Annotated in this window: 14 protein-coding genes; 10 read left to right on the top strand and 4 right to left on the bottom strand. The window is 65.7% G+C overall.

Features of this window, described 5'->3' with window-relative positions:
• Positions 1-288: 288 nt before the first annotated feature.
• Complete coding sequence (gene ptsP / locus ACE103_RS41020) at positions 289-2,556, top strand: phosphoenolpyruvate--protein phosphotransferase (protein WP_375777581.1); 2,268 nt, start codon at positions 289-291, stop codon at positions 2,554-2,556.
• A 56-nt stretch (positions 2,557-2,612) separates the two neighbouring features.
• Positions 2,613-3,692, top strand: a complete 1,080-nt coding sequence (gene prfA, locus ACE103_RS41025) for a peptide chain release factor 1 (RefSeq protein ID WP_223972058.1) — start codon at positions 2,613-2,615, stop codon at positions 3,690-3,692.
• 66 nt (positions 3,693-3,758) lie between these two features.
• On the opposite strand, the gene ACE103_RS41030 is transcribed toward prfA, so the two are convergent.
• Both ACE103_RS41030 and ACE103_RS41035 read right to left on the bottom strand, forming a co-directional pair.
• On the bottom strand, positions 3,759-4,226 hold the full coding sequence (locus tag ACE103_RS41030; RefSeq protein ID WP_375777582.1) for a MarR family winged helix-turn-helix transcriptional regulator: 468 nt from the start codon (positions 4,224-4,226) through the stop codon (positions 3,759-3,761).
• A gap of 142 nt (positions 4,227-4,368) precedes the next feature.
• On the bottom strand, positions 4,369-4,857 hold the full coding sequence (locus tag ACE103_RS41035; protein ID WP_375777583.1) for a hypothetical protein: 489 nt from the start codon (positions 4,855-4,857) through the stop codon (positions 4,369-4,371).
• A gap of 244 nt (positions 4,858-5,101) precedes the next feature.
• Here ACE103_RS41035 and ACE103_RS41040 point away from each other — a divergent pair, with 244 nt between their 5' ends.
• The 4 genes from ACE103_RS41040 (at position 5,102) to ACE103_RS41055 (ending at position 10,001) form a co-directional block, all read left to right on the top strand.
• A complete protein-coding gene (locus tag ACE103_RS41040; RefSeq protein WP_375777584.1) occupies positions 5,102-6,457 on the top strand; it encodes a substrate-binding protein in 1,356 nt (451 codons plus the stop codon).
• Between the two features lie 103 nt (positions 6,458-6,560).
• A complete protein-coding gene (locus ACE103_RS41045) occupies positions 6,561-7,436 on the top strand; it encodes a branched-chain amino acid ABC transporter permease (protein ID WP_375777585.1) in 876 nt (291 codons plus the stop codon).
• 13 nt (positions 7,437-7,449) lie between these two features.
• Positions 7,450-9,306 carry an ATP-binding cassette domain-containing protein gene (locus ACE103_RS41050; RefSeq protein ID WP_375777586.1) on the top strand — a complete coding sequence of 619 codons (1,857 nt, stop codon included), beginning with the start codon at positions 7,450-7,452 and terminating at the stop codon, positions 9,304-9,306.
• On the top strand, positions 9,303-10,001 hold the full coding sequence (locus ACE103_RS41055) for an ABC transporter ATP-binding protein (RefSeq protein ID WP_097671118.1): 699 nt from the start codon (positions 9,303-9,305) through the stop codon (positions 9,999-10,001). The genes ACE103_RS41050 and ACE103_RS41055 overlap by 4 nt, the downstream gene beginning before the upstream one ends.
• 18 nt (positions 10,002-10,019) lie before the next feature.
• Here ACE103_RS41055 and ACE103_RS41060 read toward each other — a convergent pair whose 3' ends face one another.
• Positions 10,020-10,445 carry an HIT family protein gene (locus ACE103_RS41060; RefSeq protein WP_375777587.1) on the bottom strand — a complete coding sequence of 142 codons (426 nt, stop codon included), beginning with the start codon at positions 10,443-10,445 and terminating at the stop codon, positions 10,020-10,022.
• A 105-nt stretch (positions 10,446-10,550) separates the two neighbouring features.
• Here ACE103_RS41060 and prmC point away from each other — a divergent pair, with 105 nt between their 5' ends.
• Both prmC and ACE103_RS41070 read left to right on the top strand, forming a co-directional pair.
• Entirely contained in the window at positions 10,551-11,441 is an 891-nt protein-coding gene (prmC, locus tag ACE103_RS41065; protein WP_375777588.1) for a peptide chain release factor N(5)-glutamine methyltransferase, read from the top strand.
• A 476-nt stretch (positions 11,442-11,917) separates the two neighbouring features.
• Entirely contained in the window at positions 11,918-12,703 is a 786-nt protein-coding gene (locus ACE103_RS41070; protein ID WP_375777589.1) for a DUF4167 domain-containing protein, read from the top strand.
• A 232-nt stretch (positions 12,704-12,935) separates the two neighbouring features.
• On the opposite strand, the gene ACE103_RS41075 is transcribed toward ACE103_RS41070, so the two are convergent.
• The gene (locus ACE103_RS41075; protein WP_375777590.1) at positions 12,936-13,688 is read right to left on the bottom strand and encodes a class I SAM-dependent methyltransferase; all 753 of its coding nucleotides are present in this window, start codon (positions 13,686-13,688) and stop codon (positions 12,936-12,938) included.
• 183 nt (positions 13,689-13,871) lie between these two features.
• Here ACE103_RS41075 and gloB point away from each other — a divergent pair, with 183 nt between their 5' ends.
• Both gloB and ACE103_RS41085 read left to right on the top strand, forming a co-directional pair.
• Positions 13,872-14,639: a hydroxyacylglutathione hydrolase gene (gene gloB / locus ACE103_RS41080; RefSeq protein WP_375777591.1), complete on the top strand. Its 768-nt coding sequence runs from the start codon at positions 13,872-13,874 to the stop codon at positions 14,637-14,639.
• A complete protein-coding gene (locus ACE103_RS41085) occupies positions 14,639-15,070 on the top strand; it encodes a cupin domain-containing protein (protein ID WP_375777592.1) in 432 nt (143 codons plus the stop codon). The genes gloB and ACE103_RS41085 overlap by 1 nt, the downstream gene beginning before the upstream one ends.
• Positions 15,071-15,129 lie beyond the last annotated feature (59 nt).

Consider the following 15,129-nt stretch of genomic DNA (forward strand, 5'->3'; position numbering starts at 1 on the left):
CGGTACCCACATCCCGGAGTTAGAATTTCTCTTAGCTGGCGCAGCATAGGGCTGACGCAGACGTTATTTGCTACTGGCAGGCGTTTTGCTTGGCAAAGCGAGCCTCGATTGGCTATACGGCCAGTCAGGTGGGCTGTCGCAAACTGTGGCACAGTTTGTGCGATCCCGAATCGGCGGGAACTGGCGCGAGCGGCGACGCCGAATGACTAAAATTGTTGTTTTTGACGAGTTTTGCGCCAATGGCCGGCCGGCCCGTTGCGCCGGCCTCGTGGGGAGGGACTGAAGCACATGCGGAGCGCGTCGGGAGGCCCCCGCGTCCTGTTGAGACGGCTCCGCGAAACCATGGCGGAGCAAGTCTCCGCCCAGGAACGCCTCGACAAGATCGTGGTGCTGATCGCGGCCAACATGGTGGCCGAGGTCTGCTCCTGCTACGTGCTGCGCATCGACAACACCCTCGAGCTCTACGCCACCGAAGGTCTGAACCGCGACGCCGTGCACCGCACCGTGCTGAGCGCGCATGAGGGCCTGGTCGGCCTTGTCGCCAGCGAGGCGACGCCGCTCAATCTCTCCGACGCGCAAAGCCATCCGGCCTTCGCCTACCGCCCGGAAACCGGCGAAGAGATCTACCACTCGTTCCTCGGCGTGCCGATCCTGCGCGCCGGCAACACGCTCGGCGTGCTCGTGGTGCAGAACCGCGCCAAGCGCACCTATGTCGAGGAAGAGGTCGAGGCGCTGCAGACCACCGCCATGGTGCTGGCGGAGATGATCGCCTCCGGCGAGTTGGCCGCACTGGCGCAGCCCGGCGCCGAGCCCGCCGCGCGGCACTCGCTGCACAAGACCGGCGCGGTGCTCTCCGACGGCATCGCGCTCGGCCATGTCGTGCTGCACGAGCCGCGCGTCGTCATCACCAACTACATCGCCGAGGACCTGCCGAAGGAGATCAAGCGGCTCGACACTGCGCTGGCCAATCTGCGCGCCGATCTCGACCGCATGCTGGAGCGCGGCGACGTCGCCGAAGGCGGCGAGCATCGCGAGGTGCTGGAAGCCTACCGCATGTTCGCCAACGACCAGGGCTGGTCGCACAAGCTGCATGAGGCGGTCGCCACCGGCCTGACCGCGGAAGCCGCGGTCGAACGCGTGCAGTCCGACACCCGCGCGCGCATGCTGCGTTCGACCGATCCTTATCTGCGCGACCGGCTGCACGATCTCGAGGATCTCGGCCATCGCCTGATGCGGCAACTGGTCGGCCAGGACCATGCGCCGACGCGCGAGCAGTTGCCCGACAACGCCATCCTGATCGCCCGCGCGATGGGCCCCGCGGCGCTGCTCGACTATGACCGCAAGCGGCTGCGCGGTCTGGTGCTGGAGGAAGGCACCGCGAATTCCCACGTCTCGATCGTGGCGCGCGCGCTCGGCATTCCCGCGGTCGGCGAGGTGCCGAACGCGCCCGGCATCGCCGATCCGGGCGATGCCATCATCGTTGACGGCATTTCCGGCGAGATCTATGTCCGCCCCTCCGCCGAGATCGAATCCGCCTACGCCGAGCGCGTCCGGTTCCGGGCGCGGCGGCAGGCGCAATATTCGGCGCTGCGCGACAAGCCTTGCGTGACCAAGGACGGCCAGCCGATCGAGCTCCTGATCAATGCCGGCCTGACCATCGACCTGCCGCATATCGAGGACACCGGCAGCGCCGGCATCGGCCTGTTCCGCACCGAATTGCAGTTCATGGTGAGCCCGAGCCTGCCGCGTTCGAGCGACCAGCTCGCGCTGTACCGCACCGTCCTCGATGCCGCGGGCGCCAAGCCCGTCACCTTCCGCACGCTCGATATCGGCGGCGACAAGGCGCTGCCCTACATGGAGACCGTGGTCGAGGAAAATCCCGCGCTCGGCTGGCGCGCGATCCGGCTCGGCCTCGACCGCCCCGGCCTGCTGCGCGGCCAGATCCGCGCGCTGCTGCGCGCCGGCGGCGGCCGTGCCCTGAAGATCATGTTCCCGATGATCTCCGACATCACCGAGTTCGACCAGGCCAAGGCGATCGTCGAGCGCGAGCTGACCTATCTGCGCCAGCACGGCCATTCGCTGCCCGAGCGGATCGATATCGGCACCATGGTCGAGGTACCGGCCCTGCTCTACCAGCTCGACGAGCTGTTGAAGAAGGTCGACTTCGTCTCGGTCGGCTCCAACGACCTGTTCCAGTTCCTGTTCGCGGTCGACCGCGGCAATGCCAAGGTCTCGGAACGTTTCGACACCCTGTCGGCGCCGATCCTGCGCGCGCTGCGCGACATCGTGCGCAAGGCCAAGACCGCGAAGAAAGCCGCCTCGCTGTGCGGCGAGATGGCGTCGAAGCCGATCGGCGCGCTGGCGCTGATCGCGCTCGGCTACCGTTCGCTTTCGTTGTCGGCGACGGCGCACGGCCCGGTCAAGGCGCTGATCCTCGACCTCGACGCCAAGAAGGCCGAGGCGATGATCAATCCGCTGCTCGACGCGCCGGTCGGCAGCGTCTCGATCCGCGGGGCGCTGACGAAGTTTGCGGAAACCGAGGGGCTGGCCTTGTAGCGACGCTGCCGTCGCCTTAGCCACCCTTCGCGCTTTCAGCAATTCGAGACTCCGCCATGCTACCCGAAGCCAAACTCGACGTCCTGCTCGCCCATCACGCCTCGCTCGAGGCCGAGCTGCTCGGCCAGGTCAACTCCGAGCGCTACGTCGCGATCACGCGCGAGCTCGCCGAGCTCAATCCGCTGATCGATGCCGTGAAGCTCTATCGCTCTGCACGGTCGGAGCTCACCGACACCGAGGCGTTGCTGGCCGATGCCGGGACCGATCCCGAGATGCGCAGCATGGCGGAAGCCGAGATGGAAACGCTGCAGGCGCGCATCGGCGATCTCGAGCAGAAGATCCGCGTCGCGCTGTTGCCGAAGGACGCGATGGACGACCGCAACGTGGTGCTGGAAATCCGCGCCGGCACCGGCGGCGACGAAGCCTCGCTGTTCGCCGGCGACCTGTTCCGGATGTATGAGCGCTTCGCGGCCTTGCAGGGCTGGAAGGTCGAGGTGATCTCGGCGAGCGAAGGCACCGTCGGCGGCTTCAAGGAAATCATCGCCGAGGTGCAGGGCCGCGGCGCGTTCGCCAAGCTGAAATTCGAGTCCGGCGTGCACCGCGTGCAGCGCGTGCCCGACACCGAGACGCAGGGCCGCATCCACACCTCGGCCGCCACCGTCGCCGTGCTGCCCGAGGTCGAGGACGTCGACGTCGACATCAAGGATACGGATTTGCGGATCGAGACCATGCGCGCCGGCGGCGCCGGCGGCCAGCACGTCAACAAGACCGAATCCGCAATCCGCATCACTCATCTGCCGACCGGCATCGTGGTGATGATGCAGGACAGCCGCTCGCAGCACAAAAACCGGGCGTCGGCGATGAACATCCTGCGCTCGCGCATCTATGACGCCGAGCGCCAGCGCGTCGACGCCGCACGCTCCGCCGACCGCAAGGAGAAGGTCGGCTCCGGCGACCGCTCGGAACGGATCCGCACCTATAATTTTCCGCAAGGACGCGTCACCGACCACCGCATCAACCTGACCCTCTACAAGCTGCCGCAGGTGATCGCAGGCGAGGCGCTCGGCGAATTGATCGATGCGCTGACCACCGAGCACCAGGCCGCGCAGCTCGCGGCACAGGGCGCGGCGGCATAACAACGCGATCTATCGCTGGCGCATGATCTCTTCGGAGAACCGCTGCGCACTTTTCCGGATCATGCGCTACTTCTTCTGCGACTGTCTGAAATGGCGCAGGATCTTGCCGAGCGCCGGGCCGGCCGTGGTCAGTTCCTCCAGGTGAATCTTCGACAGCGCCTGCAGCTTGCGCTCGCCCTGCGCGGTCAAGGTCACCAGCACGCGCCGGCCGTCGGCGGCATCGACCGCTCGGGTCAGTAGCCCGAGTTTCGTCATCCGGTTGACCAGCTCGACCGCGGTGTGGTGGCGGATCAGCAGATAGCGTGCGAGATCGCCGACGGTGGTCGGCTCGGTTCCGGAAAATCCCTTGATGGCGAGCAGCGCCTGGTGCTGCTGCGGGGTCAACCCGGCCTGCTGCGCCGCCTCCTCGCTGAACGCGAGAAAGCTGCGCAGCTGGTAGCGGAACCGCGCCAGCGCCGCGTAATCGACCGTCGCGCCCGCCGCCTTGCGCTTGGTGGCCCCGGCTGCCGTTGATCGCTGCTTGGCTTGAGGCATTCCGTCGTCCCGTTGCTGGCTCGCTCCGCCTGATGGCAGGAGCCGGGCGACGCTACCAAGCCCACGCCGGACGGACCATCCTACCGGCGGGCTTTGCACGCATGTTTTCAACGGTTTGACGATCGCGCGGCGCGGCGCGAGATTACGGTTGCGGCCAGTGATCGTAGCTCGAGCTCAATATCTTCAAGAGGACGATCTGGAAGGCGACCGGAATCCGCGGGCTGCGGCGGCGGATCGACTTCTCCAGCGCCTCGGTGATCTCGCTCTTGGTGAGATCGCCGGCCGAGGCACGCTCGACCAGACTGCCCCAGACCTCGGACAGCGATTTGCCGGTATGGTGCGGCGCCGGGATCAAGATCCCGCGCGACGCCGCCCAATCGATGATCTCGCGCATGGTCTGCCGCCCGCAGTTTCGCGCGGTCGCCAGATGGCGCGCAGTGAGCAGGCGCAGCAGGTCGTCGGATGGCGTCCAGCCGAGCTTCGGCGGCAGTTCGTCGGTCAGCTCGACCGACAGCTCCTTCAGCACGTTCATCGCGCGGATGCTCAGGCCGCTCGATGGCTCGGCGCCGCCGTCCTCGGTCCCGGCGTGCTCTGCGGTATTTCCGGCGCGATTTGAAGGCTCCTGGATCATCGCCCCCTCACTTACAGGACCCGCACCCGGGCGGTAAACCCTCGATATATCGTAGACCGACATTAATTCTATCGCGGACCGATATGATTCGACGAAAGGTGACATTGACTAAATATCCCGGTGGGGAATTGTAGCTGCGACAGGCTGCTGCATCGCAGCCGGCGCATCCAGCCGCCGATCGATCCGATCCGGCGACGAGTGAACATGCGCGCCAACAATCAATATAATCGGAGGATATCGAGCGATGAGCACCAAGGATTTTCGCCCGGGCAGCACGTTGAACGTCTCCCGTCGCACCCTGCTGCAGGCCGGCGCAGGCCTGATCGGCGGCACCGTGCTGCCGGCCTCGATCGCGTCCCGGGCATTCGCCGAGGACCATCCGGCGATCGGCACCTTTCCCGCCGGCACGTCTGGCTCCTCGGCTTTCATCGGCATCTCGGTGCCGCGCACCGGCACCTATGCGGTGCAAGGCGAGGATGAGCTGAAGGGCTATCAGCTCGCGATCGAGCACATCAACAGCGGCCACGACCTGATCAAGAAGATCTCGCCGAAGACCTCGAAGGGCGTGCTCGGCAAGGAGCTGAAATTCGGCGTGGCGGATTCCGCGGCGAAGCCGAACGAGGCGGTGCAGGCGCAGCAGCGCTTCATCTCGGAGAACAAGGCGGTGATGATCACCGGCGGCACCTCGAGTGCGGTCGCGGTCGCGCTGAACAAGCTGGCGCAACGCGAGAAGGTGATCTTCGTCTGCGGCATTTCCGGATCCAACGACACCACCGGCAAGGATTGCGTGCGTTACGGCTTCCGCCAGAACTTCTTCGGCCAGACCGCCGCAGCCGCAATCGCGCCGGTGCTGATCAAGCAGTTCGGCAAGGACAAGAAGGCCGCGTATCTGACGCCCGACTACACTTACGGCCACACCGTCACCAAATCGATGCAGGACTTCCTCGCCCAGGCGGGCTGGACCACGGTCACCAACCAGGTGTCGCCGCTCGGCGCGCCGGATTACTCGTCGTACCTGCTCAATGTCGCGAACTCCGGCGCCGACGTGCTGATCAACGTCAACTGGGGTCACGACGCCGTGCTGTCGACGCAGCAGGCCAAGCAGTTCGGCGTGCTCGACAAGATGAAGCTCGTGGTGCCCTACCAGGTGCCGTTCATCGCGCGCGAGACCGGCGGCCTGATGCAGGGCGTCTACGCCGCGACCGACTACTGGTGGACCATCGAGGACAAGTATCCGCTGGCCAAGATGTTCAACGAGACCTTCGAGAAGAAGTTCGGCTACAAGCCCGAATGGGGCGCCGAGAACGCCTATGTCAGCTTCGCGCACTGGGCCCGCATGGTCGAGGAAGCCGGCAGCTTCTATCCGCCCGACGTCATCAAGGCCTACGAGAAGGGCGAGACCATCCCCTCGCTGGTCGGCGACGTGCATTATCGCCCCGAGGATCACCAATGCGTCCGCCCTGTCATCATCGTCCGCGGCAAGATGGAAAAGGAGATGAAGAACAAGGAGGACTATTACGAGGTGGTCGAGATCGTCCCCGGCGACGGTCTGATGCAGAAGCCGGATGCGTTCGGCTGCCATCTCGGCGACTACACCTGATTAACGTGGGAAGACTCGGCGCCGTGGGCGGGGCGACCTGACCCGCGGCGCCGCTTTGTGTCGGAACGCATCCTTCATTGACCGGGCCAACCGAACGCACGCCATGATCAACTGGCCAAATTTCGTCTCACAACTTTTCAACGGACTGGCGCTCGGCGCGCTGCTCGCGCTGATCAGCTCCGGGCTGACCATCATCTACGGCACGCTCGGGGTGCTTAACCTCGCCCACGGCGCCATGTTCATGATCGGCGGCTATGCCGGATATGTGGCCTATTCCTACACCGGATCGTTCATTCTCGCGGTCATCGCCGGATCGCTGTTCGTGATGCTGCTCGGGGTTGCGATGGAGCGGATCATCATCCGCCACTTCTACCATCGCCCGCATGAGGACCAGCTCCTGGTCACGTTCGGGCTCGGCATCTGCTTCGTCGAGATCGTGCGGCTGATCTTCACCAGCCAGTCGCAGGTGGTGCCGCCGCCGGCGCTGCTGCAGGGCATCACCTCGCTCGGCTTTCTGTTCTACCCGACCTACCGGCTCGCCGTGGTCGGCATCGTCGCGGTCGCGCTCGGCGGACTGTTCCTGATCCTCTACCGCACGCGGCTCGGGATGATCGTGCGCGCCGGCATCGAGGATTCGGTGATGGTCGATTCGCTCGGCATCAACGTCTACCGCGTCTTCATGATCGTGTTCGGCATCGGCGCGATGGCCGCGGGCTTTGCCGGCATCATCAATGCGCCGGTGGTGTCGCTGACCCCGGGTGTCGGCGACGACATTCTGGTGGAGACTTTCGTGGTGGTCGTGATCGGCGGCGTCGGCTCGTTTCCCGGCGCGATCCTCGGCGGACTGATCGCCGGCGAGATCATCAGCGTCACCTCGATGTTCAACCCCGGTTACGCCTACGTCATGCTGTTCGCGGCGATGACGCTCGTGCTCGTGCTCCGACCGCACGGCCTGCTCGGCACGCAGGGCCGCGAATGACGACGGATATTCAATGCTGAAACAGCGCCCATATTTGATCGAGTTCCTGACGGCCGCGGGCCTGATCGTCGCGCCGTTCGTGCTGCCGTGGCTCGGCTTCGCACCCAACACGGTGAACCGGATCCTGGTCTGGGGCCTGTTCGGCCTCGGCTTCGACATCCTGTTCGGCTTCACCGGCTTGCTGTCGTTCGGCCAGTCGGCCTTTTACGGCACCGGCGGCTTCGTCGCCGCCTGGCTGCTGACCCGCGCCGGCTTCCCCTACGTCGTGCTGGCGCTCGTGATCGGCATGATCGCGGCCGCCGCCACCGGCTACCTGATCGGCCTGATCGCGCTGCGCCGCACCGGCATCTACTTCGCGATGATCACGGTGGCGATCGCCGAGGTGTTCTTCTTCGTCGAGTTCAATCCGCTGTCGGACTTCACCGGCGGCGAGAACGGACTGCCGGGTGTTCCGACCCCGAGCTTCAATCTCGGCTTCACCACGCTGCACTTCACCACCGGCTGGTCGCTCTACCAGTTCCTGGCGCTGTGCTACTTCATCGGCGTCGTGATCGCGTTGCGCATCGTGCGCTCACCGGTCGGCGCCGTGTTCAGCGCGATCCGGGACAATCCGCTGCGCGCGACCGCGGTCGGCCACAACATCCACGGCTACAAGCTGACCGCCTTCGTGATCGCAGCCGCCTATGCCGGCTTTGCCGGCGGGCTGCTCGGCGTGTTGCAGGCCTTCATGCCGCCCGACGCATTCACCTTCGACACGTCGGGCCAGCTCGTGATGCAGACCGCGATCGGCGGCCGCGGCACGTTGTTCGGGCCGTTGGTCGGCGCCGCGGTGTGGCTGTCGTTGCAGGACTTCCTGCAGGCCGCGCTCGGGCTTGGTGCTGCCTGGAAGCTCGTGCTCGGCCTCGTGTTCGTGCTGCTGGTCTGCTTCCTGCGCCGCGGCATCATCGGCGGCCTCGCCGATCTCTATGGCCTGCTGACCGGACAGCGCGGCGCCCGCGAGCCGGACGAGAGCGAGCCCGAGGTCGCAGCCGTCTCAAGCGAGCCACACGCCGCGGTCGCCGCTGCGCCGACGCCTCCGCGGCCCCGCCCCGCCGGCAGCCCGTCCGGTCCGATCCTCCAGGCCAAAGGCCTGACCAAGCGCTATGGCGGCCTGCTCGCGAACAGCGACATCGACTTCACGGTCAATCACGGCGAGCTGCGTGGCATCATCGGCCCGAACGGCGCCGGCAAGTCGACCTTCTTCAAGATGCTGACCTGCGAGGTGCCCCCGACCTCGGGCACCATCGTGTTCGAGGGCCGCGACATCACCGGCATGAACGTCACCGACGTCTGCCAGCTCGGCCTGACCAAGAGCTATCAGGTCAACCAGCTGTTCGCCGGGCTCACGGTGCGCGAGAACCTGGTGATCGCAGCGCTGTCGGGGCTGCGCGGCAAGTTCAAGCTCGACCTCTTCCGCAGCATCGACAGCATCCCCGGATTGTCCGAGCGCGTGCAGCACACGCTCGAGCTGGTCAATCTGACCTCGCGGCCCGACACGCCGGTCTCCGAGCTCGCCTATGGCGAGAAGCGGCGACTGGAGATCGGGCTGGCGCTGGCGACGTCGCCGAGCCTGCTGCTGCTCGACGAGCCGCTGGCCGGCATGAGCCCGCGCGAACGCGTCGAGACCGTGAAGCTGTTGAAGTCGATCAGCCAGGGCCGCACCATGATCATCATCGATCACGACATGGATGCGCTGTTCGAGCTCGCCGAGCGCGTCACCGTGCTGCAGGAGGGCCGGGTGCTGGTCGAGGGGACACCGGAAGAGATCAAGAACAATTCGACCGTCCAGGAAGCCTATCTTGGCGGCGTGCATGGAGTGCTCGCCGCATGAGCCTGCTCGAGGTCAACGGACTGAACAGCTATTATGGCGACTCGCACATCCTGTTCGACGTCTCGATCCGGGTCGAGCGCAACGAGGTGGTGGCGCTGCTCGGCCGCAACGGCGCCGGCAAGAGCACGACGCTGAAGAGCCTGATGGGCGTCGTCACCCCGCGCCGCGGCTCGGTGATGTTCGACGGCGCCGAGATTGCAGGCAAGAAGAGTCACAAGATCGCGCAGGCCGGCATGCAGCTGGTCCATGAGGAGCGCCGCATCTTCGGCAGCCTGAGCGTCGAGGAGAACCTGGTGATCGCCGGCCTGACCGCCTCGCAGCGCTGGCCGCTCGACCGCATCTACGAGATGTTTCCGCGGCTGCGGGAACGGCGCGGCAACCGCGGCACTGACCTGTCCGGCGGCGAGCAGCAGATGCTGGCGATCGCGCGCGCTCTGGTACGCGACCCCAAGATCATCCTGCTCGACGAGCCGTTCGAGGGACTGGCGCCGGTGATCGTGCGCGACCTGATGAAGGCGTGCCGCGACCTGGCCGAGGCCGGACAGACCATCGTACTGGTGGAGCAGAACCTCGCGGCGACGCTCGCGCTGGCGCAGCGCATCTACATCATCAACAACGGGCACATCGTCCATGAAGGGCCGGCGCAGGAGATCAAGGCCCAGCCCGACGTCCTGCAGCGCTATCTCGGGGTGTAACCGGAAGACGCGCGCGGCTTAGTCTGCGAGCGCCGCGATCATGCGTTTGGCATGATCGGCGAGCAGGTCCATCTCCTCCTTGCGGGTCTGCGCCGGCAGCAGCGCGACGCCGGCCTTCACCGGCATCACATGCATGTGCAGGTGAAACACCACCTGACCGCTGGCGGGCTCGCTGAACTGCTGGATGATGATGCCGTCGGCGGAGAACGCCTTCATCGCAGCGATCGCGATGCGCTTGGCCGAGCGCGCGACCGCGGCGAGATCGTCTTCGGCGATGTCGAGGATGCCGCGTGCCGGCGCTTTCGGAATCACCAGCGTGTGCCCCGGCGATCGTGGCATGATGTCGAGGAACGCAAAAGTCCGATCGGTTTCATGGACCTTGAAGCTCGGGACCTCGCCGCGCAGGATCCTGGCGAAGATATTCTGGTCGTCATAGCCCGTCATGGTCGCGCGTTCCGGATCGACAATTTGCGGCTTCGACCGTGCGCGCCGACCGCCGAGGGCGCAAGCGATATCGACGTCGCATCGACCATCGGCTAACAACGCGCGATGAGCGCATCAGCTGACAATGGCAGCCAGACCGTCGAGGGTATCCGGCGCACACTCGCCGCGCGCCTCAAGGCGGCAGGCCACGACGCCGCCGAGCTCGACGCGCGGCTATTGACCGGTGCCGCGCTGGGGCTCGATCTGACCGGCATGGTGACCGGTGCCATGCGCATCGTGACGAAGCACGAAGCGGATCGCCTCGACGGCCTGGCGCGGCGCCGCCTCGCCGGCGAACCGGTCGCGCGCATTCTCGGCATCAAGGAGTTTTGGGGACTGCCGCTGCATCTGACGGCCGCGACGCTGGTGCCGCGCCCCGACACCGAGACCGTGGTAGAGCGCGCACTCGAACTGCTGCGGGCCGACGGTGCGGCCGCCCGCGCGTTGCGGATCGCCGATCTCGGCACCGGCTCCGGCGCGATCCTGCTGGCGCTGCTCTCGGAACTGCCCCAGGCGCATGGCTTCGCCACCGACATCTCGGCGGAGGCGCTGCAGACGGCGAGCCGAAACGCGGCCGAGCTCGGGCTTGGCCAGCGCGCGACATGGATCGCGTGCGACTATGGCAGCGCCCTGACCGGCGCGTTCGACCTTATCGTGTCCAATCCACCTTACATCCCCTCGGCCGACATCGCCGGCCTCGACATCGAGGTGCGCGCGCATGATCCGCGCGCGGCGCTCGACGGCGGGGCCGACGGGCTCGACGCCTACCGCGCGCTGATTTCGCAATCTGCGGGTCTTTTGATCTCGGGTGGATTTCTGGTTGTGGAAGTTGGGCAAGGCCAGAGCGGCGACGTTGAAGCGCTGATGACGGCTTCGGGGTTATCCCCAACGGGACCACCGAAAGCCGATCTCGGGGGCATCCCGAGGGCGGTTTCCGCCCGCCGGGTGCCCCGATAAAGTCCTATTGGAACGAAAAAAAACCTCTTGGAATATCCCCCGGGAACGACTACGTTCCGGCCACAACATCGGTGCTGGCCCCGTAACTGTTACGGGTGATGACCAGGGCTCAGCAGAGCCCGCCGATCGAAAGGTTCCAGGAACGCAGGTCTCATTGAGCGCAATAGCCGAAGCTGTGCCGCTCTCGACCGCCAAGCGAACGAAAGCCTGATATTGCGCTTGAAGACTTACGCACGAGAGCTGGGCCTGTCTCAACGGGCGGAATGATTTGGTCGCTGGCGCGTTTGGCCGGCGGCGGTTGGGGAACGCGTCTTTGCTGAACGCGACTTTGCTGAACGTGATGGTCGGCAACATCGAAACCACTTCGAACGGCAGTGCGATTCCGTGTGCCTTGGCGCGCGCCGAATCGAACGCTGGACTGCAATAGCTTCAACACCGGACTGCAATAACTTCAGGGCTGGAATAAAAGGCGACAGATGAGAAACGGTCAGAACAACAAGCGGATGCGCAACCGGAATAACAACAATAACAACAACAATAATAATAATAACCGGCGCGGCCAGAATCCCCTGACACGGGTGTACGAATCGAACGGACCCGACATCAAGATCCGTGGCACGGCCTCCCACGTGGCCGAGAAATACGTCCAGCTTGCGCGGGATGCACGCTCCTCCGGCGATCCGGTGGCAGCCGAAAACTACTACCAGCACGCCGAGCACTACTACCGGATCATCGCGACCGCGCAGGAGCAGTTCCGGCAGAATCAGCAGCAGCCGCGCCCCGACACCGAGGTGACGCAGACCGAAGACGGCGACGACGACAGCGACGGCTATTCGAGCTTCGGCCAGGAGCCCGGCTTCGTGCCACAGCAGCAACAGCCCTTCGTGCGCGACAACGGCCAGCAGCCCTATCAGCAGCAACCGCGCGAGCACCGCGAGCGTGACCAGCAGCCGCGTGAGCAGCAGCCGCGTGAGCATCGCGAACGCGAGCATCGTCCGCAGCCGCAGTATCAGCCGCAACCGCAGATCCAGCCGCAGCCGGTGCTGGCCGATGCCGGCGGGGTCGATCGCCTGCCCTCGTTCATCACCGGCGGCGCGCAGCCGCAGGTCAACGGCGGCACCTATGAAGCCAACAATGGCGGCGCAGAACGCGGCGAACGTAGCGAGCGCTTTCCGCGCCGCCGCCGCCGTCCGCACGGCCCGCGCTCGGACATCGCGGCGCAGCCGGCGCCGAGCGACGACTTCAATCCGGGCAACGAGTAACGCAACTGTGCGGCCACCCTCCCCTGGAGGGGGAGGGTCGGCTCACAACGAGCGAAGCGAGATGTGAGACGGGGTGGGGTGATCTCTCAACACGGGCAGCGCCCGAATGGAGAGATCACCCCACCCCGCTGTGCATTCGCTTCGCTACATGCTCAGCGACCCCAGAGCGAGCTTCGCTCGTCTCGACCCCTCCGGGGGAGGGTGGCTAATCCGTGCCACGGCTCAGCGTCGTCTACGATTCCGCGTGACTGGATTTGCGCGTCGCCGTCGAGGACGGCACCAGCACCGGGCGCAATGACGGGATCAGCTGCGTGCGTTCGCGGCGCGCCGGGATCGCGCGATAGACCTGCTTGCTCGCTTCCACGATATGCACGCCGGCGAACGGCATCGACAGCGCCGCGCCGAGACGCTCCCACGCCATCGCCGAGCGCAGGAACCAGCTGCCCTGCACCGGCGGCATGAACAGCGCCTCACCCCATGACGCCGGCGTGAACCAGGTCTGCCGCAACAGCTGGGTGATCTGCGCCCGCGAATAGGGCCGGCCGTGGCCGAACGGCGTGGCATCGGTGCGCGTCCAGACGCCGCGCCTGTTCGGGATGATCGCGATCAGCCGCCCCGACGGCGACAGCACCCGCCATACCTCGCGCAGCAGCCGCTCCGGATCGTCGGACATCTCCAGCGCATGCACCAAGAGCACGCGGTCGACCGCAGCATCCGGCAGCGGCATCGAGAATTCGTCGATCAGGGTCGCCAGCGCCGGCCGGCCGGTCGGCCATTTCAGCACGCCCTGGGCCGCCGGCATGAAGGCGATGCAACGCTCGGAGGTATCACGGAACAGACCGAGATAGGGTGTCGGATAGCCGAGCCCGAGCACGCGCTGGCCTTCCGCGTTCGGCCATCGCGCACGGATGCCGCGGTTGATCAGCTGCCGCGCCACGATGCCGAGGCGCTGCGAATAGAAGTCGCGGAGGTCGATGACGTCCATGGTCCCAGCCTAACATGCCCCTTGCAGCCGGGGAGCGCCGAAATTTGCGTTGCCGCCGGAGCGTTAACGCCATATTTCACCCCTATATTGGGCGCGGTAAGAGCATGATCCGGAAGCGGCGACATCGGTTGTTCGAAAAGATCATGCTCTGACGTGTCCGTCCCGTTTGTTCGTGGAGATATCATGACCGCCGAAATTCGCACCTTCAGCTGCCTCACCGACAATTTCGGGTACCTGATCCACGATCCGGCCACCAAGGCGACGGCATCGATCGACGCGCCGGAAGCCGGCCCGATCATCAAGGCGCTGGAGCGCGAAGGCTGGACACTGACCGACATCCTGATCACCCATCACCATGGCGACCATGTCGGCGGCGTCGCCGAGCTTAAGCAGAAATACGGCTGCCGCGTCGTCGCGCCGCACGACCAGTCGGCCAAGATCGCCAATGTCGATCTGCGCGCCGCCAATGCCGACGTCATCAAGGTCGGCAGCCTCTTGGCCCGTGTGGTTGAAACTCCCGGCCATACGCTCGACCACATCTCCTATGTGTTCGACGGCGAGAAGGCGGTGTTCGCGGCCGACACGCTGTTCTCGATCGGATGCGGCCGGGTGTTCGAAGGCACCTATCCCATGATGTGGGATTCGCTGCTGAAGCTGCGTTCGCTGCCGGACGATTTCCGTCTCTATTGCGGCCATGAATACACCGTATCGAATGTTAAGTTCGCGCTCACCATCGAGCCTGACAATCCGGCGCTGCAGGCGCGCGCCGAGGAAGTCACAAAGCTGCGCGCCGAGAACAAGCCGACGATCCCCGTGCTGCTCGGCGACGAGAAGAAGGCCAACGTGTTCCTGCGCGCCGACGAGGCTGTTGTCGCAGCCAAGCTGCACATGAAGGGCGCCGATCCTGCGCTGGTGTTCGGCGAGCTCCGCGAGCGCAAGAACAAGTCGTGATGGCCGGCCTCTCGGCTGCCGACATCATCGCGCGGCTTGAGCTAAAGCCGCATCCCGAAGGCGGGCACTATCGCGAAACATTTCGCGACCAACGCTGCGACGCCAGTGGACGCGCGCATTCGACCGCAATCTATTTCCTGCTCGCGCGCGGCGAGCGCTCCCACTGGCACCGCATCGACGCGGTGGAGATGTGGCACTATTACGCCGGCGCCCCGTTGACGCTGAAGATCGCGCAGGACGGCGCCCCGCCGCATACCATCACGCTCGGACCTGACGTCATCAGCGGCGAACAGCCTCAGGCGATCGTGCCGGCGGGCGCCTGGCAGGCCGCGGAAAGCCGCGGCGACTGGACGCTGGTCGGCTGCACCGTCGCGCCGGGCTTCGAGTTCGCGAAATTCGAGCTCGCGCCGCAGGGCTGGGAGCCTGCCTAATTCGTCATTCCGGGGCGCGCGTAGCGCGAGCTATGATGCGCATTTGCGCATCTGAGAAT

The sequence above is a fragment of the Bradyrhizobium sp. ma5 genome (genome assembly GCF_042258955.1).
In the GTDB taxonomy this organism is placed as follows: Bacteria; Pseudomonadota; Alphaproteobacteria; order Rhizobiales; family Xanthobacteraceae; genus Bradyrhizobium.

Bases quoted from the DNA above. Each gene is read 5' to 3' on its own strand.
- ACE103_RS41040 (WP_375777584.1), top strand. From the start codon at position 5,102: ATGAGCACCAAGGATTTTCGCCCGGGCAGCACGTTGAACGTCTCCCGT.
- ACE103_RS41060 (WP_375777587.1), bottom strand. From the start codon at position 10,445: ATGACGGGCTATGACGACCAGAATATCTTCGCCAGGATCCTGCGCGGC.
- ACE103_RS41045 (WP_375777585.1), top strand. From the start codon at position 6,561: ATGATCAACTGGCCAAATTTCGTCTCACAACTTTTCAACGGACTGGCG.
- ACE103_RS41035 (WP_375777583.1), bottom strand. From the start codon at position 4,857: ATGATCCAGGAGCCTTCAAATCGCGCCGGAAATACCGCAGAGCACGCC.
- ACE103_RS41050 (WP_375777586.1), top strand. From the start codon at position 7,450: ATGCTGAAACAGCGCCCATATTTGATCGAGTTCCTGACGGCCGCGGGC.
- ACE103_RS41030 (WP_375777582.1), bottom strand. From the start codon at position 4,226: ATGCCTCAAGCCAAGCAGCGATCAACGGCAGCCGGGGCCACCAAGCGC.
- ACE103_RS41085 (WP_375777592.1), top strand. From the start codon at position 14,639: ATGGCCGGCCTCTCGGCTGCCGACATCATCGCGCGGCTTGAGCTAAAG.
- ACE103_RS41055 (WP_097671118.1), top strand. From the start codon at position 9,303: ATGAGCCTGCTCGAGGTCAACGGACTGAACAGCTATTATGGCGACTCG.
- gloB (WP_375777591.1), top strand. From the start codon at position 13,872: ATGACCGCCGAAATTCGCACCTTCAGCTGCCTCACCGACAATTTCGGG.
- ptsP (WP_375777581.1), top strand. From the start codon at position 289: ATGCGGAGCGCGTCGGGAGGCCCCCGCGTCCTGTTGAGACGGCTCCGC.
- ACE103_RS41070 (WP_375777589.1), top strand. From the start codon at position 11,918: ATGAGAAACGGTCAGAACAACAAGCGGATGCGCAACCGGAATAACAAC.
- prmC (WP_375777588.1), top strand. From the start codon at position 10,551: ATGAGCGCATCAGCTGACAATGGCAGCCAGACCGTCGAGGGTATCCGG.
- prfA (WP_223972058.1), top strand. From the start codon at position 2,613: ATGCTACCCGAAGCCAAACTCGACGTCCTGCTCGCCCATCACGCCTCG.
- ACE103_RS41075 (WP_375777590.1), bottom strand. From the start codon at position 13,688: ATGGACGTCATCGACCTCCGCGACTTCTATTCGCAGCGCCTCGGCATC.